Genomic DNA, 25,333 nt, shown 5'->3' with positions numbered 1-25,333 from the left:
TCTGGTCCCCTCTCCTTATCTTAGGAGAGGGGACCGACAAACAAGGAAAGAGTGAAGAAATCAAGGAGGATACTTGAACCGACTATTCTATACGAAGGTAATACTTACTGAGCCGAGTGCACCGAAGCGGGCGATTATCGAATCGCCCGCTGCTACCTCGACGGCGCGGCAGAGCGCGCCCGGGATGATCACGCTGCCAGCATCCAGCGTCTGGCCGAACTCGGATAGTTTGTTCGCAAGCCAGGCGACTGGCTCCGCCGGATGGCCCAGCACTGCGGCGCCCACGCCTTCTTCGACCTTCGCGCCGTTCTTCGCGAGCGTCATCGCGATCACCGCGAGATCATGCGCCCGCGGCGATGTCCTCTGACTACTCAATACCACACGCGCCGACGATGCGTTGTCCGCGATTGTATCCGCAAGCGTGATTTTCCAATCGTGCAGCCGGGTGTCGATAATTTCGAGCGCCGGCGTTACATACTCAGTCGCACTAATGACGTCCTCGCGCGTAATTCCCGGCCCGCGCAGCTCGCGCGACAATACGAACGCGATTTCCGGCTCGACCCGCGGCAGCATCAACCTGGCGACGCTACATTCGGCGCCATCGCGAAGCATCATATCCTCGAATAAATGTCCGAAATCGGGCTCATTGACGCCGAACATCTTCTGCATCGCGATACTCGTCAGACCCACCTTGCGCCCGACGATCCGGCGGCCGTGCGCGACCGCCTTCTCCACGTTGATCATCTGGATGCGATAGGCGTCGGCGGGCGACAGCTTTGTCCCCGCCGTCGGCGCATCCGTGGCGATATGCTCGCACTCGGCGCGCTCCAGCCGATCGGCGATCTCTTTGAGGCGGGAATCTTCCACAGCATTACTCATTAGTCAGAAAATCCAGCACCAGGCGATTGAACTCCGCCGCCTTCTCCCACTGCGCCCAATGGCCGCAGCGCCCGAACACGTGCAAACGCACATCGGGAATCTGGTTCAGCATGATAAACGCATTGTCGAGCGTGATCGTTCGATCGTCGCGGCCCCAGATCAGCAGCGTCTTCTGCCGCAGGTTGTTGAGACTCTGCCACAAGGGCTCGGGCAGGACGGGCCGGCTCGGCGAGAAGATCGGATTGGCCAGAATTTCAGGTTGTGTGCTTGCCGCGAATCGTTCCTTAATCAACTCGTCAGTCAACTGCGACGAATCATAGACCATCACGTTGAGAAAGGCCTTGAGTTTCTCAATCGATGGCCCCGGCGGCATGTAGTAGCTAATCAGATGCTTGATGCCCTCGCTTGGCACGGGAGTGAATATCGGCAGGCTGCCGCCCGCGCCCATCATGACCAGCTTGTCGGCGCGATCGGGAGAATCAAGCGCGAGCTTTACCGTCGTCCCGCCGCCCAGTGAATTGCCGATAAAGCTGGCGCGCGGAATATCCAGCGCGTCCATCAGGTCGCGAATCGACTTGGAAAAGAAAGCGAACATCCCGCCTTCCATTTTCGGCTTGTCGCTTTTCGCAAAACCCGGTAGATCCGGCGCAATGACGCGAAAGTGCTCGGCGAAGAAGTCGATATTACGGCGATAGTTACTCCATCCTCCGGCGCCCGGACCGCCGCCATGTATCATTATGAGAACCGGGCCTTTCCCCGCTTCATGGTAATGCAGCTTGAGCGGGCCGGCCTGAACGAATTTGCTGGTACCTTCTTCAGTGAGCACCATAGTAATTCCTCTGGAGTATAGTTTCGTTCAGCCGGGCATCCCGGCGCGGCGATGGCCCCAGATGCTGGGCGCGTGATGCTTCTGGACGTGCCAAGTCGCGTCGTTGATTTCGCGCCCGCCCCATCCGTACTCAACTTCGAAGCCTGACGGCGTACGCATATAGAATGACAGCATGTGGTCATTCGTATGACGTCCGAGCGAGGCGGCAATTTCGATCTTGCGATCCTGCACCAGGTACATTGTCGAACCAACATCGTCGATCGAGCGCAGCTGCAACATGAAATGCAGCAGCTTCCGCGGCATCGGCAATGGAATCAGTGCGAGCGTGTGATGACGCGGATTGCAGTGCATGAAGACCATCGAGAACTTCATGTCGCCGAACTTCATTTCGATCGTATCGCTGATTCGGAAGCCCAGCCCTTCGCAATAAAATCGGCGGCTCTTCTCGACGTCTTGCGAGGCGATGACGATATGTCCGACGCCCTGCTCGCCGGTCACGAAGCCGCCAATCGGCCGCGGCGACTGGAAGGGATGCTCGAACTCGACCGAGGGTCCATAGAAAGCTTCACCGGTGATGCCGTTGGGATCGGTAAAACGGATCATCTCGGTGACGCGGCGTGCCGCAGCTTCGTCTTCCGGCGCCGTCTGCGATTCGACGCCGATCGAACGCAGCCGCTCGGCGACCTCGCGCAGCCCGGCCGCATCGGCAACTTCCCATCCCGCGTAGGCGAGATCGTCAGTATCGTCGCGATGGAGCGCGAAGCGATATGAGTATTCGTCCATTCGGAGCAGCAAACGATTCTCGTCGCTGGCAGCGCTCTTCTGCAGACCGAGGATCTCGGTCGCGAAAGTCTCCCAGCTTTTGAGATCCTTCACGCCAATTCCGACATAACCGAGGCTCTTGATCGCGTTCATCGTTCGTTCCTCCCTCGAGAACGACGTTGCAGACTGATTAGAGGTCGCGGCCGCCAGCGGCGTCCGTAAAACCGCGAATACCTATTCCGCCTTCGCAGATAATCACCCCGCCGGTGGCCGTCGATGAATTTTCATTCGACGCCAGCAATACATACGATCCCGTATAGTCACTCGGCGACGGCAGCTTGCCGAGCGGCAGTCCGCGTTCGACGACTTCCTTGAGCGGAATCTGCGCGATCGATCTTTCGGTCATATCGAGCGAGCGCGGCCCACGCAGATCGGTGGGAATCGCGCCCGGTGCGACGCCGTTGACGCGAATCTTGGGTGCCAGCTCGTATGCAAGCTGCCTGATGAGCCCGACGACCGCATGCTTCGAGGCCGTATAAAGCGGCCCGCCGCCGCATGGATAGAACCCGGCGTTGGAGACAGTGAAGATAATATTGCCACGCGTCTTGGCCAGCTCCCGATACGCAGCCTTCGCGCCGAGCAGGTAGCCTTTCACATTGACGCTGAAAAGCTCGTCGAAAGCCGCGCCGATCCGATCGTCAGGCAAATCGACTATCGATGCATTGAAGTCCCAGATCCCGGCGTTGCCGACGAAGCAATCAAGAAGACCGAATCGCGCGATCGTTTCGGCCACGGCGCGTTGATTATCCGGCAGCGAAGTCACGTCGCCCACGATTGCTATGGCGCGCTCGCCCAATTTTGACGCCACTTCCTCGCCGCGCTCACGCGATTTATCGAAGACGGCGACACGCGCGCCCTCATTTACGAAGCGCTCGACAATCGCGCGGCCTAGCCCCGAAGCGCCGCCGGTGACAATTACTATTTTGCTTTCGAGCCATCCCATAGTCAGTTATCCAGTTCGACGAGCACGTCGTCGCCCTCAACCTTTACCGGATAAGTTCGAAGCGCAACCGTCGCGGGCGGCGACAAGACCCGCCCGGTACGCAGGCAGAAGCGCGCTTCGTGAAGCGCGCACACGACTTCCTCCTCTTCCACGTAACCCTCGGAAAGAGAAAACTTTGCATGCGTACAAGTATCGTCGGTCGCGAAGAACTTATCGCCGACGCGAAAGATCGCGATCGGGTTGGCGCGCTTGATCTTGATTCCCGACTGGTCGGCGACCTGGTTCTTCTGACACACTTTCATCCACGCCATCGATTACTCACTAAAAGAAGAAACTGAGATTTCGCGCCATCAAGATGGCCTGATCGAGAATGATCGTGCGCTTCGCGACCTGGAATCCTGCCGCCGAATGCGCGCGGCGCAGCACGTCCTGCCGCATCCCCACGAACATCTCGAGCTCGCGCTCGAGCCGCGAACGATAGAGCATATAGTAAGAATCAACCTCGTATTCGCCGCTGCCCCGCGGTCGGATTACTACATTGCTGACCATGTGCCGCGTGCGCGACGGCGGATCTTCCGCCCACGCCATCCCGGTGTTGAGACGCCGAATACGCACGGCGATCGCACGTTTGTCTTCGTCGAAATACGCTGCCTCGTCGGGCGCGGAAAATTCCTTGTCGGCCTCGCGCTTCAGCCGGTTGTAGCGAGTCGGCATGTAGTAGTGCAGATCGTCCGCCAGCAGCTCGTACCATTGTTCGTAACGACGATCGTCAAGGATGCGCGCCTCGAGATATAGAAACTGCTCGATTTCCTGTTGCAGCTCGGGCGTGACGCGCTCAGCGGGCGCCAGCTTTGCCTCGGTCGTCACTGCGGCGCTCATCAACCGACCTCCGTTGAGATCAGCTCGGCCCACTTGCGATAGAACCCGCGCGCCGCTTCTTCGCCATAGACGTTGTTGATCTTTCCGGGAAACATCGGATCGTCAGTGCGCGCGTGGCCGAGGCCCATGCCGAGGTTGAGCTTCTGGCGGCGCGCGATGTGACCGCGCAGCACCTTCTGGATTTCGAGCCAGTTCTCGCCGTCGTCCTGCTCGAAGATTCCGCCCGCGCTGAAGGTGCGAAGCACGCCAGTGCGGATGGCATCCTTGACCTCGGGCGGAGCGTCGCGCTCGACGAGCGCCCACGCCCACACTTCAATTTCGCTCGGACCGCGCGGATGCCACACGCGCATTGTCTGGATCTGCGGCAGGAACGAGAACGTCGGGAACACCGTCATGTGCCCGCCATAGATTTTCTTGCCGCGAACTTCGCCGAGCCGCTCAGTCGCTTCGGCGCGAGCGGGACCGCCGTACCATCGTCCAGCGACAGGACCGTTGATATCGCCGACCGTGTCGGAATTCTCGGTAAAAAATCCCGTGCCGTGTCCATTGATCGAGCTGAATTGACTGCCGATGGTCGGCAAATGGCCGAGCGCCGGATCCGTTCCTTCCGGTAGCTGCGCGATGATCGCCGACAGATGACTATAGTCCGCATGATACATGTCGGAGCAGAACTGCTCGGCGGCGAATTTCCAGTTGCACTGCAGCACCCAGCGATGCATCCCGCCGATTACCTCAGTGCCGCCCGCGCTGCGATCCATGTAGCCGTCGAAGTACCAGCGCATGTCGCCGAGGTAATCGACGAAGCTCGGCGCTTCTTCATTCCACGTTCCGAACACGAGGCCCTTGTAGCTCTCGAGGCGCGGGACCTGGAGCGGACCCCATTGGCTCTTGTCGATTTCGTTGCGATAGCCGTCTTCCTCGTGCGGCACGGAAACGAGATTGCCGCCGATGTCGTAGCCCCAGCCGTGATACGAGCAGGTAAACGCGCGCGCGTTGCCGCAGTCCGCGCGGCAGATGCGCATCCCGCGATGGCGGCATTGGTTGAGGAAGGCGCGAATCGAGCCGTCCTTCTGCCGCACCACGAGCACGGGATCCTCGGCCATGTAGGTCGAAAAGAAATCGCCCGGCTTCTTGAGCTGACTTTCGTGACAGAGGAAAAGCCACGAGCGCGCGAAGACGCGTTCGAGCTCGAGTTCGTAAATGTCGCGATCGCAATAGATACGCGGATCGAAACGGCCGCCGCGATCATCGACCAATCCACGCAGGAACTCCGGCGACATCGCGCCGTGACCATTCGCAGCCGCGCCGTTCTTCATCGGACCTCCACGCCGCGAGCACCGGCTCGCGCTGGCGCCGACTTTCATTGAGGAAAGTCCAATTCGCCAGAACCCCCGTAGCGCAGCAGGTCCGGACTGTCAAAGCCCAAACGGACTAGATGTTTCAGTCTCGCGCGGCGGCAACCAGTTCGTTCTGCTCGAGCCCGAGCATCTGATCGATCCGGTCGATAGTGACGTCGGGCGTCGGATATTTGCCGACCTCGTCGGGATCGAGCGCGTAATGGCCCTGCCGCGGAAACACCGTGGTGACGCGTTTGCCCCAGAACTTCTTCGCCGCGTCGAGAATACGAATCTTGTCATCGACGAGAATGTAGTGATCGGCCGGATAGCGATTCTCGACGTCGTCGAATTCCTTCTCCTTGTGAATATAGATCAACACGTTGCCATCGACCGCCTCGCGCAGACCCGAGCGCTCGACCTTGTGCGGTTGAAAAACCACGTCGCCGTCGCTGAGGATCGCCACTAAGGCAGTGCGCCGGAACTTCTCGAGCACGTCGAGCGAGCCGGGCATGAGACGGTTGGCAAAATGATAGTTCACCAGAAAATACGAAACGGCGACGATATGAAAATCACGCGGATACTGAATTCGATAGCGCTGCAGCGCGCCCAGGTAATCGGCGTATCCCAGTTCGGAACGCAGACCCTCGAAGTACTTCCAGTATTCCTGCTTGCGCTCGGCGCCGATGGAAAGCTCGAGATGCTTCATCAGATCGGCGGCGACGCGATCGTTGTCGAGCAGCGTGTTGTCAACGTCAAAGAGATAGACGACCACGTCCGACGCCATGGCGAATCCTCCAATGCGATCTTTCCGGTGCGGCGCGGCTGTGCCAAGCCCCGCGCGATTCAGGCGACGCGCGGAATCGGCGTGGCGCCATGCGCGCTCGATTCATAACACGCCTCGACCAGTGCCATGGTGCGAATCGCGTCTTCGACGCTCGACACGAGCGCGCGATCTTCTTCCGCCACGAAGCGCTGCATGTTAGAGATCGGCCCTTCGAACGCTTCGAGAAACCACGATCCGCGAAGCGGGACGTTCATCCATTCGCCGCCAGTGAACGCAACCTCGAGCGTGTCGGGCTCGCCCTTCGGATAGTTCAGGTTCACACCCATCCTAGCGATCGCGACACCGCGTGTACCTTCGAGCTTCAGCTCGCACATTGCATGGCGCGCACCAAACCGATGCGCATGATTCGTCGCGAGGCTCGCGCGCACCGTGTCGCCGTAGTCCAGAATGATCGTCGTGCGCGTGTCGGCGTAGTCGGGCATCTCAGGATGCCGCACGCCCTTGCAATACACGCCGCGCGGCTCGCCGGCGAGATGCCGAATCAGATCGAGGTAGTGAATCGAGTGCATCAGGACCTCGAGCCGCGGTACGCCCTTCAGAAACGCCCAGTAGTTCCACGGCGTGAAGAGATTGAGGCGCACCTCGATATCGAGCAGCTCGCCGAGCGCTCCACGATCCAGCAAGTCCTTGAGCGCGAGCATGTTGGGCGCGAATCGAAGCTGGAAGTTAATCGCGGCGCGCAGCTTGCGCTCGCGGCAGAGCGCAAGAATCCGGCGCGCATCGTCGAGGTCGCGTCCCATCGGCTTCTGGATCAGCACCGGCGCACCAGCCGGAATCTGCTCGAGAACAGACGCGATCGCAGCCGGCGGAACGGCGACGTCGAAGATCATATCGCGAGCTGACGCGGCCTCCGCCAGCGATTCAAAAACCCGCGGAATCTTGAACGTCGCGGCACGCTCGCGGGCCGCATCGTGATTGAGATCGAAGATACCGGCGACATCGAATCCGAGCCGCGCATAAACCGGCAGATGCGCATCGCGCACGATACTGCCCGCGCCGATCACGACGATCGCCCGCGGCACCGATGCCCGCGACCAAGCCTGGCGCAGCGCGCCCAGCTCGATTTCAGATGCGTTCGTCATTGATGGCGGCGATGCTACCATGCGCCGCGGAGGAAGCGATCATGGCGCGCACCATCACGAATCTCACCGTCCGCGACATCAGGACTCCGACCTCGCGCACGCTGGCCGGCTCCGATGCGGTGCATGTCGATCCCGACTACTCGGCGGCCTACGTCGTGCTTAAAACTGATGCGGGCGATGGACTCGAAGGCCACGGCATCACGTTCACTCTGGGTCGCGGCAACGAAGTCGTCGCGGCGGCGGTGCGCGCGCTGCAGCATCTTGTCATCGGCGCGACACTGGAATCGATAACCGCAGCAATGGGTGCCTTCTGGAAACGGCTGACCTTCGAGAGCCAGCTTCGATGGATCGGTCCCGAAAAAGGCGCCGTTCATCTTGCGACCGCCGCGATCGTCAACGCAGTCTGGGACCTGTGGGCGAAGGCCGAGGGCAAACCGGTGTGGAAGCTCGTCGCCGATCTCACGCCCGAGCAATTCGTCGGGTGCATCGATTTCCGCTACATCACCGATGCGATCACTCCCGGCGAAGCAATCGAACTTTTGCGCCGCAACGTTCCGACGCGCTCAGCGCGCGAAGCCGAGATGCGCAAGAACGGCTACCCGGCCTACATCACTTCGGCGGGATGGCTCGGCTATCCGGATGACAAGGTGCGCGCGCTATGCCGCGAGTCGATTGCGGCGGGATGGACGCGGTTCAAGATCAAGGTGGGACGAAATTCCGAAGAGAATGTGCGTCGCACCGCGATCGTGCGCGCGGAGATCGGCGACGACGCGTGGCTTATGATGGACGCCAACCAGGCGTGGGACGTGGGCGAAGCGATCGCATACATGGAGCCGCTCAAGCGCTACCGGCCGCTGTGGATCGAAGAACCGACGAGCCCCGATGATATCCTCGGCCATGCAACGATTCGCCGCGCGATCAAGCCGGTGGGGGTCGCGACCGGAGAGCATGCGGCCAACCGCGTCATCTTCAAACAACTGATGCAGGCGGGCGCCATCGACTTCTGCCAGTTCGACAATTGCCGCCTCGGCGGACTAAGCGAAGCGCTGGCGGTTCTCCTGATGGCAGCGAAGTTCGGCGTGCCCGTTTGTCCGCACGCCGGCGGCATCGGATTGTGCGAATACGCGCAACACGTTTCGTTGATTGACTATATCTGCGTGAGCGCTCGACTGGATAATCGCGCGATCGAGTTCGCCGATCACTTGCACGAGCATTTTATCGATCCCGTCACGATGCGGGACGGAAAGTATTTTCCACCGAACAAGCCCGGGTTCAGCATCGAGATGAAACCAGAGTCGCTCGACCTGTTTGAGTACCCAACAGGCAAAGAATGGAAGGAATAGCTATTCGAGCGCGAATACTAACTTCATTCGCGCCCACCATTCTCCTGGTTGTGCGTCAGGCACCGGCTCCTGCATCGAGGCCATCAGGTCCTGCCATTCCTTGATGCGCGCGATCGAGGCCTCGTAGCGGGGGAAATCGCGTTCAGGCTCGAACTCGTCTTTCGTTTCCATATACATGAAGAGCTGGCGTCCGAGCAGGAAGATCAGCATTCGCTGGATGCCGATCGATTTCAGCCCGTGTTCGACTTCCGGCCAGACAGCGGCATGATACTCAACGTACCGCGCAATCACCGCCGGATCGTCCTTGAGCCTGATCGTCTGCCCGTAGCGCTTCATCAGAAGACCAGCACCCCGCCGTCGATTGGATATGCCTGTCCGGTGATGAATGAGGCTTCGTCGGAACAGAGATAAAGCGCAAGTGCCGCCACTTCCTCAGGCGTGCCCATTCTGCCGATCGGCTGATACTCCGACAGCGTCTTGAACATTTCCTGCTCGCGGCCTGGATAGCTACTTCGCAAGTAACCATCGACGAACGGAGTATGTACCCGAGCCGGGCAAATACAATTACAGCGGATGCCCTGCTTGATGTAATCGACCGCCACCGAGCGCGTCATCGTGAGCACTGCGCCTTTACTCATCGAATACGCGAAACGGTCAGCCAGACCGATGAGCGAAGCGATCGACGCGAGGTTGAGAATAACACCTGCTCCCGCTTTCGACATCATCTTCACGCCAGCCTGCGAGCAGAGGAAGACGCCTTTGACGTTGACCGCATAGACTCGATCGAGGTCGGCCTCGGTCGTTTTCTCAACGTTACCGACGTGCGCAATACCGGCGTTGTTAACGAGAATGTCGAGTCGCGAGGCGGCGCGGCCAACCTGCTCGAATGCCGATGCGACCGAATCCGCGCTGGTGACATCGCACTGGACAACGGTCGCGGCGCCATCCGCGGCCTTGATCGCATTCGCGGTCTCCTCGGCGCCCTTCAGGTCGTGCTCAAAGATGAAGACGTGAGCGCCGGCTGCGGCAAACGTCTTCGCGATCGCCTGGCCGATTCCGGAGCCCGCACCGGTCACAACAGCCGTCTTACCTTCGAGTCGAAACACGATCAGTTCTCCCGGGCGAAACACTAGGACAGAGATCGCCAGCCTGACAACGCTTACTGGTCCGATTCATTTTGCGATTGTAATTGAGACTAGCGTCAACTAGATTTTTTTGGCCGAACTGGGGACAAGGCCAATGGAAATCGTCGAATCGCAAAGCGGACAACCGCAACCGCGTCGCATGAGCGCCGAGCGCCGCCGTGAGCATCTGCTCGACATGGCAGCTTCGATTATTCTCAATGAGGGCTTCGAGGCGCTTACGATGGAAGGGGTATCGGAGCGCGCGGGGGTCAGCAAAGGACTCGGTTACGCGTACTTCGAGAATGCCGACGATCTCGCGCTCGCGCTTTACGATCGCGAAGTCTCCGAGGTTTATGAACGCATCGAGCGCGAATCGATGCGCCACGATTCGTACGAACAGCGCGTGCGACAGGCGGTGCGCACGTACTTCGATCTCGTTGCGACGCGGGGCGTGCTGCTGGCCGTCCTCCAGACGCGGCTCAGCGGCCGCAAGGGACGCCGCACCCGCCGCGAGCGGCTGCACCGTTTCATTGGATTCTGGGCGGATCAGATCCAGCAGGAGTTCGGCGCGCCACGTCCGGTGGCGGAATCGATTGCCGCAGCGACGCTGAGCGCTTCGGACACGTTCGCGCGCGGATGGGCGGCACATCGGCTGAAGCGCCGCGAGATCGAGCGCGTGTGCAGCGACTTTCTGCTCGGCGCCGCGCGCGGCTCGCTCGGCACGCCGGCTGCGCAATCGAATCACGCGCGTAAGAAGTAACCCGCCGCTATCGCTCCGAACTGACTTCTTCGTCGCCGGGCGAAGCAGTTCCGCGGACCGTGAACTCCACCTTATCGAGTGCGTGACCTGAATCACTCTCGAGCACGAGCTTGTGTGCTCCCGCCCGCGGCTCCCACATACATGAAGATGCTGTAGCGCAAACGATCCGGCCATCGAGCTTCCATCGCGCATGCTCGGAACCGCGTCCTGCTTCGAAGCTCACTCGTTGTTGATCGTGTGGAATATCAGGGTCGAACGCGATGATCGATCCATCTGCGGGGGACTCGATTCGAGGCAGATCGCGATCCAGCTTCGCGCGCGACGCGACGGGCTCGGTGCCGGCGAGAAACCATTCCTCGCGGGGTGCCTCGACCGCATCGGCAAATTCAACTCGCCGCGCGACGACGCCGGCGGGCGCGTGGATTGCGCCACTGCCGTAGCGGTCGTGCAGGTAGTTCATCACGTCGAGCCAGACCGGCGCGGCACCGGTGATTCCGGTCACGTCGCGCATCGGCGCGCCGGTGACATTGCCGACCCATACTCCGACCGTGAACCGATCGGAGTAGCCGGCGCACCAGTTGTCACGCATGTCCTTGCTGGTGCCGGTTTTGACCGCGCTCCAATAGCGAGTCGCGAGGCTGTTTTCGAGACCGAATGTCACGCTGCGGCTGGCGCGATCGGCGAGGACATCTGAGACGACGAAAGCTGCCGCGGGTGAATAGATCCTCCGCGACTGCGGCGCCGGCGCAGCGGCGGTCAAGCGGAGCGGCGACCACGTTCCGCCGTCAGCGAGCGTTCGATACGCGCCGACCAGCTCCCATAGCGTTACATCTGCGGAACCCAGAGCGAGCGAGGCGCCGTAGAAATCGCCCGGCTCGACCACGCTGTCCATTCCAAGATCGTTAAGATTCGCGGCGAACGCGTCGACGCCGACCAGCGACGCGGTGCGAACCGCGGGCAGATTGAGCGAAGAGGCCAGCGCTGTTCTCATTGAGACAAGTCCGCGAAACTGATGGTCATAGTCAGCGGGGCGGTAGAGACCGCGCTCCTCGGGCAATTCGAGCGGAGTATCCTCGACCAGCGAAGCGGCGGTCAGAAAATGGCGGTCGATAGCGAGCGCGTAGAGAAACGGCTTGAGTGCCGAGCCCGGCTGGCGCGACGCTCGCACCCCATCGACCCACGGCGCGCCGGAAGTGTCGCCGGCGCTGCCGACGTAGGCCCAGACTTCGCCGCTGGCGTTGTCAACGACAAGCGCCGCGCCGTCATCGACGCCGCGATCGCGAACTTCGGACACATGCCGCTTCAGAGTTTCGGCGGCGAAGCGTTGTAGCTCGGAGTCGAGAGTGCATCGCGCCGAGAGTTGACCGGCCGTCAGCATCCGCTCCGCGACGTGCGGCGCCAGCGTGACGCGCGCGAACTCACGCGTCGAATGCGAGTAAACGCGATCGAGTGCCGCGTCAACTTCAGCTTGCGACGGCGCATCGGCGCCCAGCGCGGCTAGCAGCTTGAGCGAGCGGCGCGCAACTGCTGCGCGCCCGGCGTTAGGCGCGCGCACCAGGGCCGCCATCACGATTCCCTCTCCCGCGTTCACTCCGTGTGGAGCTTTGCCCAGCATCACGCGCGAGGCAGCGTTGATACCTTCGAGCTCGCCGCGCCAGGTAACGAGGTTCAGATAGGCCTCGAGGATCTGCGCCTTGCTCCAGGTGCGCTCGAGTGCGAGCGCGCTGCGGATTTGCTGGAGTTTCTGCATCGCCGAGCGACGGCCGCCGCGACCGAGGCTCGGATCGATCATTGACGCGACTTGCATCGTGATCGTGCTGGCGCCCCGCGTTCGGGCGCCGAGTAAAGCGTGCATCCCGGCGTTGCCAATCGCTCTCGCGTCAACGCCATCATGATCGTAGAAGCGGCGATCCTCTGAAGCGATCACGGCGCGCAACAGCGCCGGCGATATTTCATCGATCGGCGTCCACGCGAGACGGCGGCCGTGCGAATCAACCCGGCGCTCGTAGAGCGGATCGCCCTTGCGATCGAGAAGCTGCGCGTCGGACGGACGCCATCGCGCGCGAACCTCGTCGAACGGGGGCGGTGCATCCGGCGCGCTCGCAAACCAGGCACATCCGATGAGGGCGGCGAGGATCGCGACGATTACTATTCGCGCGCGCATCTACTGACCCACCGTGAATGGATTATTGGGCAACTCACCGAGCATCTCCGGTTCATACAGCGCCCCGACATGCGTGGGCGGGAGCTGAAACGTGCCGATCTGGTTGAGCCGGATCGTGTACTCGATCTCGAACGTGCCCTTCGGCACATACGAGTAATACGCGCGAAAACCGCTGAACGCGCGCTCGGTGTAGTCGGGCCACAGGTAATTTTCGTTGTTGAGGTTTTCGGTTGCGGTCGCGATTTGCGATTCGCGCGCGAGCCCGATTCCGAGATGCGACGCGCCCGCTGGAATCGGGTCGTCGATCACCACCCAGGTCATGTCGGTTTGCGCGTCAATCTTGAGATGCACACGCGCAAGGTCGCCCTGCTTCCATCCGCCCGCGTGCGTGCTGTCCACTGGTTTGATCGTTTTCGTGATCGTGAAACCGCTGGTGAACGGCGCTTTGAGCGGAATCGCGGCGCTGGTCCTGATCTCGACCCATGGGCTCCCAGAGCCAGCGTGAGTGATATCGAGATTCGCCAGCGCGGGCGGCCACGGAAAATCGAGCGTGCCGCCCTTCGGATCGTGAGCCCAGTCGAGCTTGTTTGAAACCGTTCCGAGCGACGCCGTGGTCATGCCCGCGACCGGTGTCGACTCGAAAACTTGTGCGAACTTGTTGATTGCGAGCGTGCCCCAGGCGTTGGTGACCGTTCCCTGCCACGAGCCCTTGTCCTGCATCGCGAGTGCACCTCGCATGATCTTCGGCAGATCGTCGGACCACGTTTTCGCATCGAGGGCGACGAGCATCATCCGCACCATGTTGTCGGCGGGCGAGACCATCAGCCACCACAGGTCGTTGCGCGGGTCGCTCGACAGATGCATCGCCGTGCCCTGCTCGTTGAGGCGCGCGCGCATGATGCGTTCGGCTTCGTCGAGCCGCTCGGCGCGTTTGGGAATCCCTTGCGTGCGCTCGAGGATGCTCCACCAGTCGATCACCGCAGAGTCGGGCCACAGGTTCGGCTCGATATGGACGCTGCTGAGGAGCGAGCTGTCAGCCTTTCCATAGCGCGAGAGCGCTTCGATCGCAGCGAGCTTTCTCAGCGGCAGATCGACAACAGCAAACGGTTCCTGCCGCGCAAGTTTTCCTGCGACGAAATTCGAGAGTCCCGATTGCGATGATGACAACACGTCACCAGGAATCATCAGGCCGGCTTCACTTGCGATCGCGAGCACATAAGAGGTCAGAACGTCGCTGCCTTCCTGCATCGTCGGGAAGTATTTCAGTAACCCATCGCCGTCGGTGTACGACGGCAGGTCGGCGATGATGTTCTTCCACATCTCGGCGTCATGCAGTGCGATCGCTCGCGAGACGCGCTGCTCGAGGCAGATGTACGGATAGGCGCGCATCCAAGCTTCGATCGAACCGAGGCCGGCGGTGAGCGTCGGGCTCAGCCGGACATCGACGCCGCCCTGGTTCGGCACCGCATCGCTAGGCACTGCGACTGGTTGTGAAATCGGCTTGTCGAGTTGTGTCAGCGTGGCCTGCCAGGTACGGACCGGCACCGCGGGAATGATCTGTTGCGAGATCAGCAAATGGTCCTGCGGGCCCGACGCCGCGAGCGCATCGACTTTGTACTTCAGCGTCGAGGGTCCGAACGGCACCGCGACGTGCCAGTCGATCGTCTTGCCGTCGCCGGGACCGAGCGTGATCTTCTGCGGCGCCGGCTTCGCGGCGAGGCCTTCGACAGCCGCGGCAACATTCACATCGAGCGGACCATCCGAGGCATTGCGCACCGTGAACTCTGCCGCAAACGAATCGCCGTTGCGCGCGATCGGCGAGACGCCCGAGAAAAGCTGAAGATCCTGGGTCGAGCGAATCGACGATTCGCCCGTGCCGAACTGGCCCGTGCCGCCCGCGGCAATCGCGACGATCTTGAAGCTGGTCAACGAATCGTTGAGCGGCACCTCGACGTCGGCGTCGCCATTCGCATCGAGCGCGACGGTTGCTTTCCACAGCAGCAGCGTGTCGAAGAGCTCGCGCGTGATCGCGCGGCCGCCTCCACCGCCGGGCGGAATTGCCTTCAGGCCGTAGTGACGGCGTCCGACCACCTGCATCTCCGCGGTCGAGGTGTCGACCTGGTACGGCCGCTGATCCATCATCGCTTCGAGCAATTTCCAGCTCGTATTCGGCATCAACTCGAGCAGGCCTTCGTCCACGGCCGCGATCGCGATAGTGCTGCCCGCCGGCGGAGCGCTGCCGTCGAAATTTCGCACGGCCACTTTCACATGAGCCTTGTCGCGCACGTGATAGACGAGCTTCTCCGGCGTGACGTTGACTTTCAGTTGATGGTCGCGCCAGCCGACGCGAATACTCGAGATACCGAGCTTGAACGCGGGCTTGCCGAGATCGACCATTGCGGTCGGCTGAATTCCCGCGATTCGTCCACGCACCGCGAGCACCGACACAAAGACGTTGGGCGCGTAATCGCGCACCGGCAGCGTCACGACGGGTTTGCTGGTCGAGAGGCGCAAGACGGTTGCGGCGAGGATTCCTTCACGCTCGACGGTAACGAGCGCGGTCGCCTCGCTGAACGGCATCCGCACCTGGAAGCGCGCCGTGTCGCCGGGCTGGTACTCGGGCTTCTCGGCGAGCACGTCCATGCGATCGTCTTCCTGACCGGAGAACCACATCCGGGAGCCTTCGATATACGCGCTGGTGTTGGCGACGCTGGTGTGGCCGCTATCGTCGGTAACGGAGACCTGCACGATCGCCTCGCCGGTGAGGCCAGGCTTGGCCTGACAAGTGTAAAGCCCGCGGATGTCGGTCGTGCCCGAGCATAACGGGCCGACGCGCTTCACCTCCTCGGTATTCTCATAGGCGTAAAATCCGCCAATCAGACGCTTGCGGTAAGTATAATATTTTCGGGTCAGCACGATGGCGCTGATCGCGACCCCGGACGCCGGCTTGCCGTTGTCATTGACGGCGGCGAGCTTGGCGCTGACCACGCCAGGCTCCGAGGCCCAGTCTTCGACGCGCACGCCGGCCAGCAGCTTCGCGGGCCAGATCGTCACGGTGTTAGAGACCGTCTGGGTCTCGCCGTTGGGATCGCGGAACTCGAGCTCCGCGCGCACGTCCTGCGGCACGCTGGCGGGCGGAATATCGGTGATCACCGTGCGCGCACCGCCCGCCGCGTCGAGCGTCAGGTCTTTGCGCTGATGGACACCCGGCTGAGCCTCCGGCGGCCCTTCCATCGAGGTATCGGTTTTCTTGATCCCTTCCTTGACGGCGCCGTTCGCAAACGTGAAGTCCTGGAAATCCGCAAAGCTCGCGAGGTTGGTGTTCGAAACCTGGCTGCGCAAGATCACCGGCAGCCCCCTGGCCGCACCGCCTGACAGATAGTTAGCGCTCACGTCGATCGGCACCTGCGTCACGCTGACCTCAGGTGTCGCGGGGACTTTGATCGCCGCCTTCATGAGTGGGATACGAAACTCCTGGACCTGGAACGATCCCGATTGAAGTTCGGTGCTCGAAGTATCAGCGTTCGGATTTGGCGATGCGGTCGGACTCGCCGATTTTGTGCGAGCGAGCACCACCTGGTACTCGCCGAGCTTGGCATCTTTCGGAATTGCCCAATCGGTCGCGGCGGTGCCGTCTTCGCTCCACGTAAGATCGAGGTCGTAATGCTGATCGCCGCCCGCGAAACGGATCGAAACGGTGTCGGGCATCTTGTCCGGCGGCGGCAGGGCAAAACCGTCGAGCGTCTGGGCGCGGATGAAATGCTTCATGTGCACGGTCTCGCCGGCGCGCAGCAGCGTGCGGTCGAAAACCGTGTGCGCGTTGAATGGCGACGATTGGTAGAAGCTCGGCAGATGGAAGCGCCACGATTCGATGCCGTTCTTCCAGCTCGAATGGACGAAGCTGTAATCCGCGCCATATTGCGCGACGACCAGCACGCCGCTGGTGAGATTCTGCAGGGCGAGGTTCTGATCGCTGTAGAATTCGGAGCCGTTGTCCGAGTTGGATTGATCGCAAGTGGGCGGATTGTCGAGCGCGTCGAGCTGCGGCACGAGCGCGAGGCCGCGATAGTCGGTGCGTCCGCTCCAGATTTCAGCGCCGTGGCAGTCGGCGATCTTCACCCTGGCGCCTTCGACCGGCTTGGCGTTTTCGAGCTCGGTCACCCAAACCAGCGAATTGGCCTTGCCCTGTTTGAAATGAACCGCGAGGTTGGTGACGAGCGCCGCCGCAGGAACGTACATCGCGCGCGGCGGATCGAGCAGCGCTGCGCCCAGATGCTCGCTTTTCAGCTCGACCACGTAGAGCCCGCGACGCTTGAGCGGGATGCCCATGACTTCGAAAGCCTTGGGGCCGTTAGGCTTGGGGATGTCGAACGAAGTCTCGCCCGCGTTCTCGTCTTCGAAAACCGACTTCGAGCGTTTGGCCGCCGCGACCCGGCCGAGCCAATCGAGAATCTCCCTGGGATCGGGACCGGGGACGCGCCAGATCGTCGCCTCGACGCGCGTAATCAAGTTGCCGAGCGTGCCGGTGCTGTTTTCCGGATCGGCGACTTTGAGCTGGCTGCCGTGAATCTGCGCTTCGAGATTGCGCACCGTGATTGGCAGGGCGGGATCCACCGATTCGATAATTCCGAAGCGCGACGAAAATTTCGCGAGCGGCGGAAACTGATCGGTGGTGACCTCGTAGGGAAACTTCGATGCGTCGATCAGCTTACGGCCCGATTCGTCGGTGAGATTCGGCGGCAGCACGACCTTGTAGGCAGTCGATTCCTTGAACGGCGGCTCGAAATCGACGTCGCTGGTTTCGTTGGTGTTGTCGTCGCTGATCTTGGGCGCGATTCGCGCGCCGTCGGGCGCAACGAGTGCGATCTTGCGCGCAAGATCCGTCGTGATGTTATCGGTGAAGTGCACCGTGATCGGCGTCAGCGGAATGCATCCGGCCTTGGCGTTCTCACGCTCGCACCTGACCTTGGCGTTGAACGCCTTGCGCACGGTGTAGTTGAGCTCCTGATCGTCGCTGGTCGCGATTCCGCTGGTCGATTTGATCCCTTTACCCCACACCAGTTTGACGGTGGCCTCGGCGGGAAAGGTCTGGCGCGCCTGGAGGATAACGAACGGCCGCTTCGCGATCGCATTCTGGAAGCGCTTGGCGAGGAGGTTGTAATTCGCTCCGCTCATGACCGTGACGCCAATGTTCTCGGCGATTCCCGATACGCTGAAGCTGGCATGACTGGGGATCGTCGATTGATCGACGGTGGTGTCGAGCATCAGCACGAACGCCTGCTGCTCGTCGATCGCGTTGCTGTCCATCCACGGGCGAGTCTCGATGACCGACGGGCCGCCGGTGTCGAATTGAAACGGCGGCGCGCTCGCGACCGGTTGCCCCGCGAGAGTCTTAAGCCCGCTCCGCAGCGTGAAAGTGCATTGCACGCCGGCCGGCAAATCCTGCTTGAAATCAAACGACCAGTTGAAACTGTCGATCCAGCGCGCCGCGCCCTTCTGCGGACAATCGATGGCGAACGGTGAAACGCTGACGCGCGGGTCGCCCAGCGGAACCATCGGCTGCGAAAAGCGCGCCGTCACCTGGCGGACTTCCTTGATCGTGCCGGTTGGCGAAAAGCGCACGACTGAGGCGGCCTCCGCATGCGCGCGCAGCGGTGCGATTAAGATCAGCAGCGATGCGAGGATAAAAGCGCAAGGTATACGAACAGTTCGTGAGGTCAGGCGCATACCCATGAGAGATCTCCCCCGTGATCGAAACGCGAAAATTCCGCGCGGCGAGGATGCCGCGAAATCAGGCCATTGTCGTGGGAACAGCGTGCGACGCTCGGTCATGCGATGGGCGGCGCACTGTCGCATCAAGTCAGGATTGCTGGTTCGTTTTGGCGGGTTGTTGGGGCGGTGGGAGCTCGCGAACGGCAGCCGCGATCTCGGTGCTTAGCTGGCCGACGGCCTTGCTGAGCGCGGCCGCGCCGGCCCCGTCACCTTTTGCTACGGGCTGGCTTATATTCATGTCGCTGCTGTAGAGCGTCTTGTGCGTGACGGGATTCCTGATCGCCCAACGGCCCGAGAGAACTGCCGTGCCGGCCGAGTTGGCCTCGAAGCGATAGACGTAGATCTCAACCTGGTAGTCGGGCAGCGTGGCTGTAAACCACGGAAACTGCACGATCTGTTTGGGGCTCAGCGTGCGCGAGAGATCTTCAGTAAGCGTGCGGGTGAAGTTCGCGGAAAGCGGCTCGGCCCATCGGTCGACCGCCGATACGTCCATTTCAGTGGGGCTGGTGCGAATCACGACCGCGTTCCGGTCCAGGTACGACGGCATGTTGACCGGTCCGAGGCCGAGCACGATCGGCAGCGGCGGCTGCGACGTGGCCGCATCGACCGGCGTCAATGTGTAGAACTTCGATCTGTCAGGTTGCGGCGCAAGCACCGGGCCGCATCCGATAACCGCACTGCTCAGCGCGACCGCAATGATAGCGAGTATGTTGAGGCGTAGGTTCATTGCGAATCCTGGACGTAGGATCTCCCTCTGATAACGGAGCTTGGGTTGCGTTGCAGATAGTCGGCCAGTTCGCGCATCGAGCGCGCGGCTTCACCAATCTGAACCAGGGTCTGGTTAAGCTGGTAGGTCAACGGCGATGCAGGATCGAAGGTCTCCTGCACGCTTTCGAGCGCCTCCTGCGCCTTGACCATCGTCACGTTGGCGTTTTGTGAAGTCTCGTTCAGGCTCCTGGCGAGCGGCCCGGTGCGCGAGTTCAGGTTATCCGCAAGCTGTCGGAAGCTTACTGCTGTCGTGCTGAGTTCGGCGGAGGCCTTGGCGAGGTTGGCCATCGTCTCCTGCAATTTGGGCGAGGTGACAACGGCGGTTATCGCATCGACGGAGCGATTAAAGTCGTTCAGGAACTTGTCGAAATCGATTTTACGGAGCTTGTCGAGCAGTTCCGTTGCGACAGATTGCGCCTGTTCGAGAGTCGTCGGCGAGGTCGGGATTTCGACCCAGCCGGTGTTGGGCGGTAACACGAAGTTAGCAGGACTGCCGGGCTGCATATCCAGGTCGACATAGAGGACCCCGGTCACGAAGCTTTCCATCTCGAGCTGACCGCGCAATCCGTTTTTCACCGCGGCGCGGATTCCGGCGGGATCGGCGAGGTTGAGGTTCCGGACGCCATTCTTGGATAGCATGGTGGAGTTAAGCTCGATCACAACCGGAATCTGGATATCGGTCGGGACTTCCTGGGCAACGGGGATTTCCGGGATATCGAGGCTCAGCCTGATTTCCTTGACGACCCCTATCTGGACGCCGCGAAACTTCACCGCGGCGCCCTCCCCTAGTCCATTGACGCTGCCTTTGAAGAACAGCACGTAATCTTGGGTGCGCTGGAAGAAGCGGCCCGAACCGATCATCACGATCGCGATGATCGTGAGCACCAGCGCGCCGATCACGAACGCACCGATCGCAGTAGGATTTACTCTCTTACCCATGTTCCCTCGATGACTTCTCGCCGTCGTCGGCGCCGCGAGTCAGGAAGCGATGCACGATGGGATTGTCGCAATGCTCGAGCAGATCGTGCGGGTCCCCGTGCGCGATCATGGTACGGCTTCCGGCGTCGAGGAAGACGCTGTTGTTGCCGATCGTAAAGATACTCGCGAGCTCGTGGGTAACGACGACGATCGTTGCGCCGAGGCTGTCACGCAGTTCGAGAATCAGGTCGTCGAGCAGGCGCGAGCTTATCGGGTCGAGACCCGCCGACGGCTCGTCGAAGAACAGCACCTCGGGATCGAGCGCCATCGCGCGCGCCAGCCCGGCGCGTTTCTGCATGCCGCCGCTGATCTGGTTCGGATAATAGTCTTCGAAACCCTTGAGCCCGACGAGCGCGAGCTTGAGCGAAGCGACTTCGCGGATTTCGCGCGGACTCAGATCGCTGAACTCGCCGAGCGGCAGTCCCACGTTCTCCGCGAGTGTCATCGAACTCCACAACGCGCCGCTCTGATACAGCACTCCGAAGCGGCGCAGCATGATCTCCCGCTGCTCGGGCGTGGCGCCGGTGAAGGTCTTGCCATCATAAGCGATTTCGCCGCGAGCGGGCTCGAGCAGACCGATCATGTGACGCAGGAGCGTGGATTTGCCGCATCCGCTGCCGCCCATGATGATGAAGATGTCGCCGTGGCGCACGGTGAAGTTGAGGTCGCGCATCAGCACGAAGCTGCCAAACGCCATCGTCAGGTTGCGCACCTCGATATGCGGCTTGCCGCGCAAAGTGTGCGGGTCAGGCGGCGCGGGCATCGACTCGTGTGCTTTGCTCACCGCTGATCAAATTCCAAGGATGTTGAAGATCACCGCAAACGTTCCACATGAGATGACGATCAAGACGATCGACATGACCACGGCCTGCGTCGCCGCGTCGCCGACCGCCGATGAGCTGTTGCCGCATTGGAAACCGCGCAGGCATCCCGAGATCGCGATCAGTGCGCCGTAGACGGTGCCTTTAACGAGGCCACCGACCACGTCAGTCATCGTCACGGCGCGGGCGGCTTCGCGGATGAACGCGCCGAAGCCAATTCCGAGCATCCCGACACCGATGGTTGTGCCGCCCAGGATCGCAACGAAGTCTGAGTAGAGGCAGAGGATCGGCATCATCACGACGAGCGCGATCACGCGCGGCATCACCAGGAACTCGAGCGGCGAGATTCCCATCGTCGTGAGCGCATCGATCTCCTGCGTGACTTTCATCGTGCCGAGCGCGGCGGCAAATGCGGCCCCAGTGCGGCCGGCCATGATGATCGCCGTCATCATCGCGCCCATGTCACGCGTCACGCCGATCGCGACCAGATCGGCGACGTAGATCTGCGCGCCGAATTGCTGCAACTGCACGGCGCCCATGAACGCGAGGATGACGCCGACCAGGTAGCTGATGAGGCTCACGATCCCGAGCGCACTCGCGCCGCATTCCTGAATCGCCAGCATCAGATCGGAAGTGCGGAAGCGCGCCTTTCCGCGAAGCAATTGCAGGAAGGCAATCGTCACGCGGCCGAAAAAGTCGAGAAATTCACCCGCGGCGGACGCGATGTCGACTGTGGCCGTGCCGATGCGCGCGAGAATACCGACGCGCGCGGCCTCGCTGCTGCGCGCGCCTTCCTTCTCGGGCACGGCCTCAGCGAGGTTGAGCAAGCGCTGAACACCGGCGGGCAGGCCGCTGCGATCCTGCTCGATTCCGGCCTTGCGCGCGACTTCGCCGAGATGTTCCAGAAACGTCAGCAGGCTCGAATCCCAGAAGCCGAGACCGGTGATATCGAAGACGATGCGCTGTGGCTTCGGCGGCCTCGCAATGCCGTCGAGGAGGTTCTCGGTCCTGAGCGAGCTGTGGCGAAGGCGCCAATCGCCGGCGAGATGAACCACGAGGTCGCCATCTGAGCGGCTCAGCGACGCCGAAGGGGTCGGGGGATTTTCGATCGAAGTTGCCATCTCTTAGCCCGCTAACGTCGTCGCAAGCATATCATACGGATCCTGCCTAAGATTAAGCCTGCGTAAGCGAGCGAAACAGTCAGTTCCATTATATTTGCGCGGGCTCGTTCCGCCTCGATCAAAGGACGAAGCGGAGATCGGATCCGCTTCAGGAGGCTGCGGCGCGCGGAGTCAGGTTGAAGGCTTTGGCAAGCAACTCGTGAGAGCGGCGGCGCGCCTGATGGTCGTGGACGACGGTAACGATCATGACTTCATCAACGTTGAGCTGGCTCGCCATATCGATAATTCGCGTCGAGACTTGCTCGGGTTCGCCGACGAAGCTGCGCGGAAACTCGCTGTGCTGACCAAACCACGGGTCGGAACGATCGGACCCCAGCTCGGCGCTTGCCTGCTCGGGCGTCGGCACGGGACCACGCGCGCCGCCTTGGCGGAAGCGGCGAACGAGCAACCGCCCGCTCATCGCGAGGTGATCGGCTTCCTCTTCAGTTTCGGCACAAATCGCGCCGACCGAGAGAATCGTGCGCGGCGCGGGCATCGCCTCGGAGCGAGTGAAATTCTTCTGGTAGTACTCAATCGCCATCCGCGTATGCGTCGGATCGATGAAATGCGCAAAAGCGTACGGGAGACCGACTTGCGCCGCCGCCGCCGCGCTCCATGGCGACGAGCCCAGGAGCCAGACCTCGGGACCACCTGGCATGGCAGGCGAAAGCTCGATTCGGCTGAATGGATGGTCCTCGCGAAAACTGCGGCTCAGAAAAGCCAGCAGCTCCATGAGCTGCTGGGGAAAATCATCGATCGAGGTGGACTGCTTGCGGTCACGTCGGAGCGCAAACGAATCAAGCGGACTGCCACCGGGCGCGCGCCCCAGACCGAGGTCGATTCGGCCCGGATAGAGCGCGTGCAGCACGCGAAACACTTCAGCCACTTTCATCGGGCTGTAGTGCGGCAGCAGGATGCCACCGGTGCCGATACGAATTGTCGAGGTCGCAGCGCCAACGAGAGGCAGGATGATCTCCGGCGCGGGACTCGCAAAGGCGCTGGTCGCGTGATGCTCGGCGATCCAGTAGCGCTCGAACCCGAGGCGATCTGCAAGTCGCGCCAGATCGATCGTATTGTGCAGCGCGTCAGCCGGCGTAAATCCGGCGGGCACGGGAGATTGATCAACTACCGACAGCTTCACCGCATAGTCCGGACGATCGGGCCCGCCCCTCGTTCGAGGCGAGCCGTAGTCCGCACATACTATGCGCAGCCGCGCGCGCGACTAAAGAGCCGCCGGGCCGATCACATCGATGAGGCGTGCGCTCCGGAGGAGTTCATCACGCGCGCCGCCGACGAGGCGACCTCGGTGAGATTGCGCGTCATCTCGTTGGTAGCAGCGGTCTGCTCCTCGACTGCGCTCGCAATCGAGTTGGACAACTCGCTTACCTGGTTGATTACCGCCGTGAGCTGCTCGATCGCGCCGATCGCGTTCTTGACGTCCTCGTTGGTGGTTTCGATTCGATGGCCGATTTCTTCGGTCGCGTTGGCGGTTTCCTTGGCCAGCTCCTTGACCTCGTTGGCGACGACTGAGAAGCCCTTGCCCGCTTCTCCGGCACGCGCCGCTTCGATCGTGGCGTTGAGCGCGAGCAGGTTGGTCTGCTTGGCGATCGAGGTGATGACCTTGATGACCTTGCTGATTTCGACGCTCGATTCGCCGAGCCGGGAAATCTGCTTGTTGGCGGTTTCGGTGATCTTGACCGCCGTGCTTACGACGCCGGCGGCCTTGGTGGAGCTCTCGGCGATCTCACGGATACTGATCGTCATCTGCTCGGTCGCCGTTTTCAGTTGTTCGGTCAGACGCGAAGTGTTGTCGACGAATTCCTGCAGTTTGTTGCGGAATCCTGAGAATGCGTTCGCCATCCATCCGGCGCAGGGCAGATCCGCGTCGAGGATCTGATCGGAAAGCCGCAACTCGGCGAGCGCGCTTGCCTGCTCGAGCAGCACCTCCATCGTATGTTTGAGCTGGTCGATAGCTTCGGTGCGATCGGTGCCGGGCGCCGCCTCGGCCGCTTCGATATTGAGTCCCATCGCTTCGAGCGTGGTGAGCATGAATGAATCGCCTACCGTCTGCATGTCGAGGTTGAAGACCTTGAAGATCGCGTCTTCAACGGCAAGGGCTTCATCCAGCTTCAATGTCTTGCGCAGGTAGATACGAATGAGCCGCTCCATTTCGGCGTAGGCACCGATATACCACTTGAACGGCAGGTCAATTCGGTCGTGAACGAAGCCGACGTGCAGACGCTGCGTCAAATATCCGACATCCCAGTTCGCCTTGGCGCCCTCGAATGCGCTGATGATGTATCCGCTCTGCGATTGTTCGAGGACACGGCGCAAGGCATCGGGCGTGACGCCGCGTCTTTGAGAGTGTTTCTGGAAAAACGCAAGCGTGGGTCCAAAATTGAATTGCCAATCGTAGAACTCTTTGGCGATCAGCGGCGCGTTCTTGCGCGCCCAGGGAATCATGCGAGTCAGCAGGTCACGTTCTTCAGATCCCAATCGGATGAACTCACGCCGGCGCGCGACGCTGGCTTCGTCGATGCCGAAGCGCTGCGCCAATTCGTGACCGTTGAATTGAACTTTTTCGAACTTCGCGCCGTGATTGCCGCCGATCGGCTTGCTCCGTGACACATCATTGGTAGACTTCACCATCGCACTCCTGCAGGGGGTAAGGGCCGCAGGTGCAAGGTCAAGGCCACGCGCGCGCAGGCGCGCTCGCCGTCCAATCTCACGAAACGATTAGTCTATTGCGGATTGCGTTGACTCAGAGCGGGCAGGAACTGAGCCGCAGGAAATCAAAGCGCCAGTTTTCCGGTTCGACGGCAAAATTC

General features: G+C 61.4%; 21 protein-coding genes. 2 read left to right on the top strand and 19 right to left on the bottom strand.

Annotation, left to right across the window (positions count from 1 at the left end):
* Nucleotides 1–87 precede the first annotated feature (87 nt).
* From VMA09_13835 to VMA09_13795, 9 genes are all read right to left on the bottom strand, one after another.
* Nucleotides 88–879, bottom strand: a complete 792-nt coding sequence (locus tag VMA09_13835; GenBank protein HUA34683.1) for a 2-keto-4-pentenoate hydratase — start codon at nucleotides 877–879, stop codon at nucleotides 88–90.
* Nucleotides 872–1,708, bottom strand: coding sequence for an alpha/beta fold hydrolase (locus VMA09_13830; GenBank protein ID HUA34682.1), 837 nt, complete (start codon nucleotides 1,706–1,708; stop codon nucleotides 872–874). The genes VMA09_13835 and VMA09_13830 overlap by 8 nt, the downstream gene beginning before the upstream one ends.
* 27 nt (nucleotides 1,709–1,735) lie before the next feature.
* Nucleotides 1,736–2,623, bottom strand: coding sequence for a biphenyl-2,3-diol 1,2-dioxygenase (gene bphC, locus VMA09_13825; GenBank protein ID HUA34681.1), 888 nt, complete (start codon nucleotides 2,621–2,623; stop codon nucleotides 1,736–1,738).
* A gap of 37 nt (nucleotides 2,624–2,660) precedes the next feature.
* Nucleotides 2,661–3,473 carry a 3-(cis-5,6-dihydroxycyclohexa-1,3-dien-1-yl)propanoate dehydrogenase gene (gene hcaB, locus VMA09_13820; GenBank protein ID HUA34680.1) on the bottom strand — a complete coding sequence of 271 codons (813 nt, stop codon included), beginning with the start codon at nucleotides 3,471–3,473 and terminating at the stop codon, nucleotides 2,661–2,663.
* 2 nt (nucleotides 3,474–3,475) lie between these two features.
* Complete coding sequence (locus VMA09_13815) at nucleotides 3,476–3,784, bottom strand: bifunctional 3-phenylpropionate/cinnamic acid dioxygenase ferredoxin subunit (protein ID HUA34679.1); 309 nt, start codon at nucleotides 3,782–3,784, stop codon at nucleotides 3,476–3,478.
* Between the two features lie 10 nt (nucleotides 3,785–3,794).
* Complete coding sequence (locus VMA09_13810; protein HUA34678.1) at nucleotides 3,795–4,352, bottom strand: 3-phenylpropionate/cinnamic acid dioxygenase subunit beta; 558 nt, start codon at nucleotides 4,350–4,352, stop codon at nucleotides 3,795–3,797.
* Nucleotides 4,352–5,668 (bottom strand): aromatic ring-hydroxylating dioxygenase subunit alpha, encoded by a 1,317-nt coding sequence (locus VMA09_13805; GenBank protein HUA34677.1) that lies wholly within the window; start codon nucleotides 5,666–5,668, stop codon nucleotides 4,352–4,354. The genes VMA09_13810 and VMA09_13805 overlap by 1 nt, the downstream gene beginning before the upstream one ends.
* Nucleotides 5,669–5,792: 124 nt before the next feature.
* On the bottom strand, nucleotides 5,793–6,473 hold the full coding sequence (locus tag VMA09_13800; protein ID HUA34676.1) for an HAD family hydrolase: 681 nt from the start codon (nucleotides 6,471–6,473) through the stop codon (nucleotides 5,793–5,795).
* A 59-nt stretch (nucleotides 6,474–6,532) separates the two neighbouring features.
* The gene (locus tag VMA09_13795) at nucleotides 6,533–7,615 is read right to left on the bottom strand and encodes a Gfo/Idh/MocA family oxidoreductase (protein HUA34675.1); all 1,083 of its coding nucleotides are present in this window, start codon (nucleotides 7,613–7,615) and stop codon (nucleotides 6,533–6,535) included.
* 41 nt (nucleotides 7,616–7,656) lie between these two features.
* On the opposite strand from VMA09_13795, the gene VMA09_13790 reads away from it, so the two are divergent.
* Nucleotides 7,657–8,958 (top strand): L-fuconate dehydratase, encoded by a 1,302-nt coding sequence (locus VMA09_13790; GenBank protein ID HUA34674.1) that lies wholly within the window; start codon nucleotides 7,657–7,659, stop codon nucleotides 8,956–8,958.
* On the opposite strand, the gene VMA09_13785 is transcribed toward VMA09_13790, so the two are convergent.
* Complete coding sequence (locus VMA09_13785; GenBank protein ID HUA34673.1) at nucleotides 8,959–9,294, bottom strand: L-rhamnose mutarotase; 336 nt, start codon at nucleotides 9,292–9,294, stop codon at nucleotides 8,959–8,961.
* Nucleotides 9,294–10,064 (bottom strand): glucose 1-dehydrogenase, encoded by a 771-nt coding sequence (locus VMA09_13780; GenBank protein ID HUA34672.1) that lies wholly within the window; start codon nucleotides 10,062–10,064, stop codon nucleotides 9,294–9,296. Before VMA09_13780 ends, VMA09_13785 begins: the two co-directional genes overlap by 1 nt.
* Before the next feature lie 133 nt (nucleotides 10,065–10,197).
* Between VMA09_13780 and VMA09_13775 the strand changes: the two genes are divergently transcribed.
* Nucleotides 10,198–10,842, top strand: coding sequence for a TetR/AcrR family transcriptional regulator (locus VMA09_13775; protein ID HUA34671.1), 645 nt, complete (start codon nucleotides 10,198–10,200; stop codon nucleotides 10,840–10,842).
* Between the two features lie 7 nt (nucleotides 10,843–10,849).
* Here VMA09_13775 and pbpC read toward each other — a convergent pair whose 3' ends face one another.
* The 8 genes from pbpC to VMA09_13735 all read right to left on the bottom strand — a co-directional run bounded on the left by pbpC (nucleotide 10,850) and on the right by VMA09_13735 (nucleotide 25,151).
* Nucleotides 10,850–13,006: a penicillin-binding protein 1C gene (pbpC, locus tag VMA09_13770; protein HUA34670.1), complete on the bottom strand. Its 2,157-nt coding sequence runs from the start codon at nucleotides 13,004–13,006 to the stop codon at nucleotides 10,850–10,852.
* Nucleotides 13,007–18,628: an MG2 domain-containing protein gene (locus VMA09_13765; GenBank protein HUA34669.1), complete on the bottom strand. Its 5,622-nt coding sequence runs from the start codon at nucleotides 18,626–18,628 to the stop codon at nucleotides 13,007–13,009.
* 238 nt (nucleotides 18,629–18,866) lie between these two features.
* On the bottom strand, nucleotides 18,867–19,505 hold the full coding sequence (locus tag VMA09_13760; GenBank protein ID HUA34668.1) for a PqiC family protein: 639 nt from the start codon (nucleotides 19,503–19,505) through the stop codon (nucleotides 18,867–18,869).
* Nucleotides 19,502–20,485: an MlaD family protein gene (locus VMA09_13755; GenBank protein ID HUA34667.1), complete on the bottom strand. Its 984-nt coding sequence runs from the start codon at nucleotides 20,483–20,485 to the stop codon at nucleotides 19,502–19,504. The genes VMA09_13760 and VMA09_13755 overlap by 4 nt, the downstream gene beginning before the upstream one ends.
* Entirely contained in the window at nucleotides 20,478–21,308 is an 831-nt protein-coding gene (locus VMA09_13750) for an ATP-binding cassette domain-containing protein (GenBank protein ID HUA34666.1), read from the bottom strand. Before VMA09_13750 ends, VMA09_13755 begins: the two co-directional genes overlap by 8 nt.
* Before the next feature lie 6 nt (nucleotides 21,309–21,314).
* On the bottom strand, nucleotides 21,315–22,466 hold the full coding sequence (locus tag VMA09_13745; protein HUA34665.1) for an ABC transporter permease: 1,152 nt from the start codon (nucleotides 22,464–22,466) through the stop codon (nucleotides 21,315–21,317).
* Nucleotides 22,467–22,614: 148 nt separating this feature from the next.
* Nucleotides 22,615–23,646, bottom strand: coding sequence for an LLM class flavin-dependent oxidoreductase (locus VMA09_13740; GenBank protein ID HUA34664.1), 1,032 nt, complete (start codon nucleotides 23,644–23,646; stop codon nucleotides 22,615–22,617).
* Between the two features lie 101 nt (nucleotides 23,647–23,747).
* Complete coding sequence (locus tag VMA09_13735) at nucleotides 23,748–25,151, bottom strand: globin-coupled sensor protein (protein ID HUA34663.1); 1,404 nt, start codon at nucleotides 25,149–25,151, stop codon at nucleotides 23,748–23,750.
* Between the last annotated feature and the right edge of the window lie 182 nt (nucleotides 25,152–25,333).

The sequence above is a fragment of the Candidatus Binataceae bacterium genome (assembly GCA_035508495.1).
Taxonomy (GTDB): Bacteria; Desulfobacterota; Binatia; order Binatales; family Binataceae; genus JASHPB01.
This window is presented reverse-complemented; position numbering and strand designations above follow the sequence as displayed.

Excerpts from the sequence above, each read along its gene's own strand:
- VMA09_13835 (HUA34683.1), bottom strand. The coding sequence starts at position 879 with ATGAGTAATGCTGTGGAAGATTCCCGCCTCAAAGAGATCGCCGATCGG.
- VMA09_13830 (HUA34682.1), bottom strand. The coding sequence starts at position 1,708 with ATGGTGCTCACTGAAGAAGGTACCAGCAAATTCGTTCAGGCCGGCCCG.
- bphC (HUA34681.1), bottom strand. The coding sequence starts at position 2,623 with ATGAACGCGATCAAGAGCCTCGGTTATGTCGGAATTGGCGTGAAGGAT.
- hcaB (HUA34680.1), bottom strand. The coding sequence starts at position 3,473 with ATGGGATGGCTCGAAAGCAAAATAGTAATTGTCACCGGCGGCGCTTCG.
- VMA09_13815 (HUA34679.1), bottom strand. The coding sequence starts at position 3,784 with ATGGCGTGGATGAAAGTGTGTCAGAAGAACCAGGTCGCCGACCAGTCG.
- VMA09_13810 (HUA34678.1), bottom strand. The coding sequence starts at position 4,352 with ATGAGCGCCGCAGTGACGACCGAGGCAAAGCTGGCGCCCGCTGAGCGC.
- VMA09_13805 (HUA34677.1), bottom strand. The coding sequence starts at position 5,668 with ATGAAGAACGGCGCGGCTGCGAATGGTCACGGCGCGATGTCGCCGGAG.
- VMA09_13800 (HUA34676.1), bottom strand. The coding sequence starts at position 6,473 with ATGGCGTCGGACGTGGTCGTCTATCTCTTTGACGTTGACAACACGCTG.
- VMA09_13795 (HUA34675.1), bottom strand. The coding sequence starts at position 7,615 with ATGACGAACGCATCTGAAATCGAGCTGGGCGCGCTGCGCCAGGCTTGG.
- VMA09_13790 (HUA34674.1), top strand. The coding sequence starts at position 7,657 with ATGGCGCGCACCATCACGAATCTCACCGTCCGCGACATCAGGACTCCG.
- VMA09_13785 (HUA34673.1), bottom strand. The coding sequence starts at position 9,294 with ATGAAGCGCTACGGGCAGACGATCAGGCTCAAGGACGATCCGGCGGTG.
- VMA09_13775 (HUA34671.1), top strand. The coding sequence starts at position 10,198 with ATGGAAATCGTCGAATCGCAAAGCGGACAACCGCAACCGCGTCGCATG.
- pbpC (HUA34670.1), bottom strand. The coding sequence starts at position 13,006 with ATGCGCGCGCGAATAGTAATCGTCGCGATCCTCGCCGCCCTCATCGGA.
- VMA09_13760 (HUA34668.1), bottom strand. The coding sequence starts at position 19,505 with ATGAACCTACGCCTCAACATACTCGCTATCATTGCGGTCGCGCTGAGC.
- VMA09_13755 (HUA34667.1), bottom strand. The coding sequence starts at position 20,485 with ATGGGTAAGAGAGTAAATCCTACTGCGATCGGTGCGTTCGTGATCGGC.
- VMA09_13745 (HUA34665.1), bottom strand. The coding sequence starts at position 22,466 with ATGGCAACTTCGATCGAAAATCCCCCGACCCCTTCGGCGTCGCTGAGC.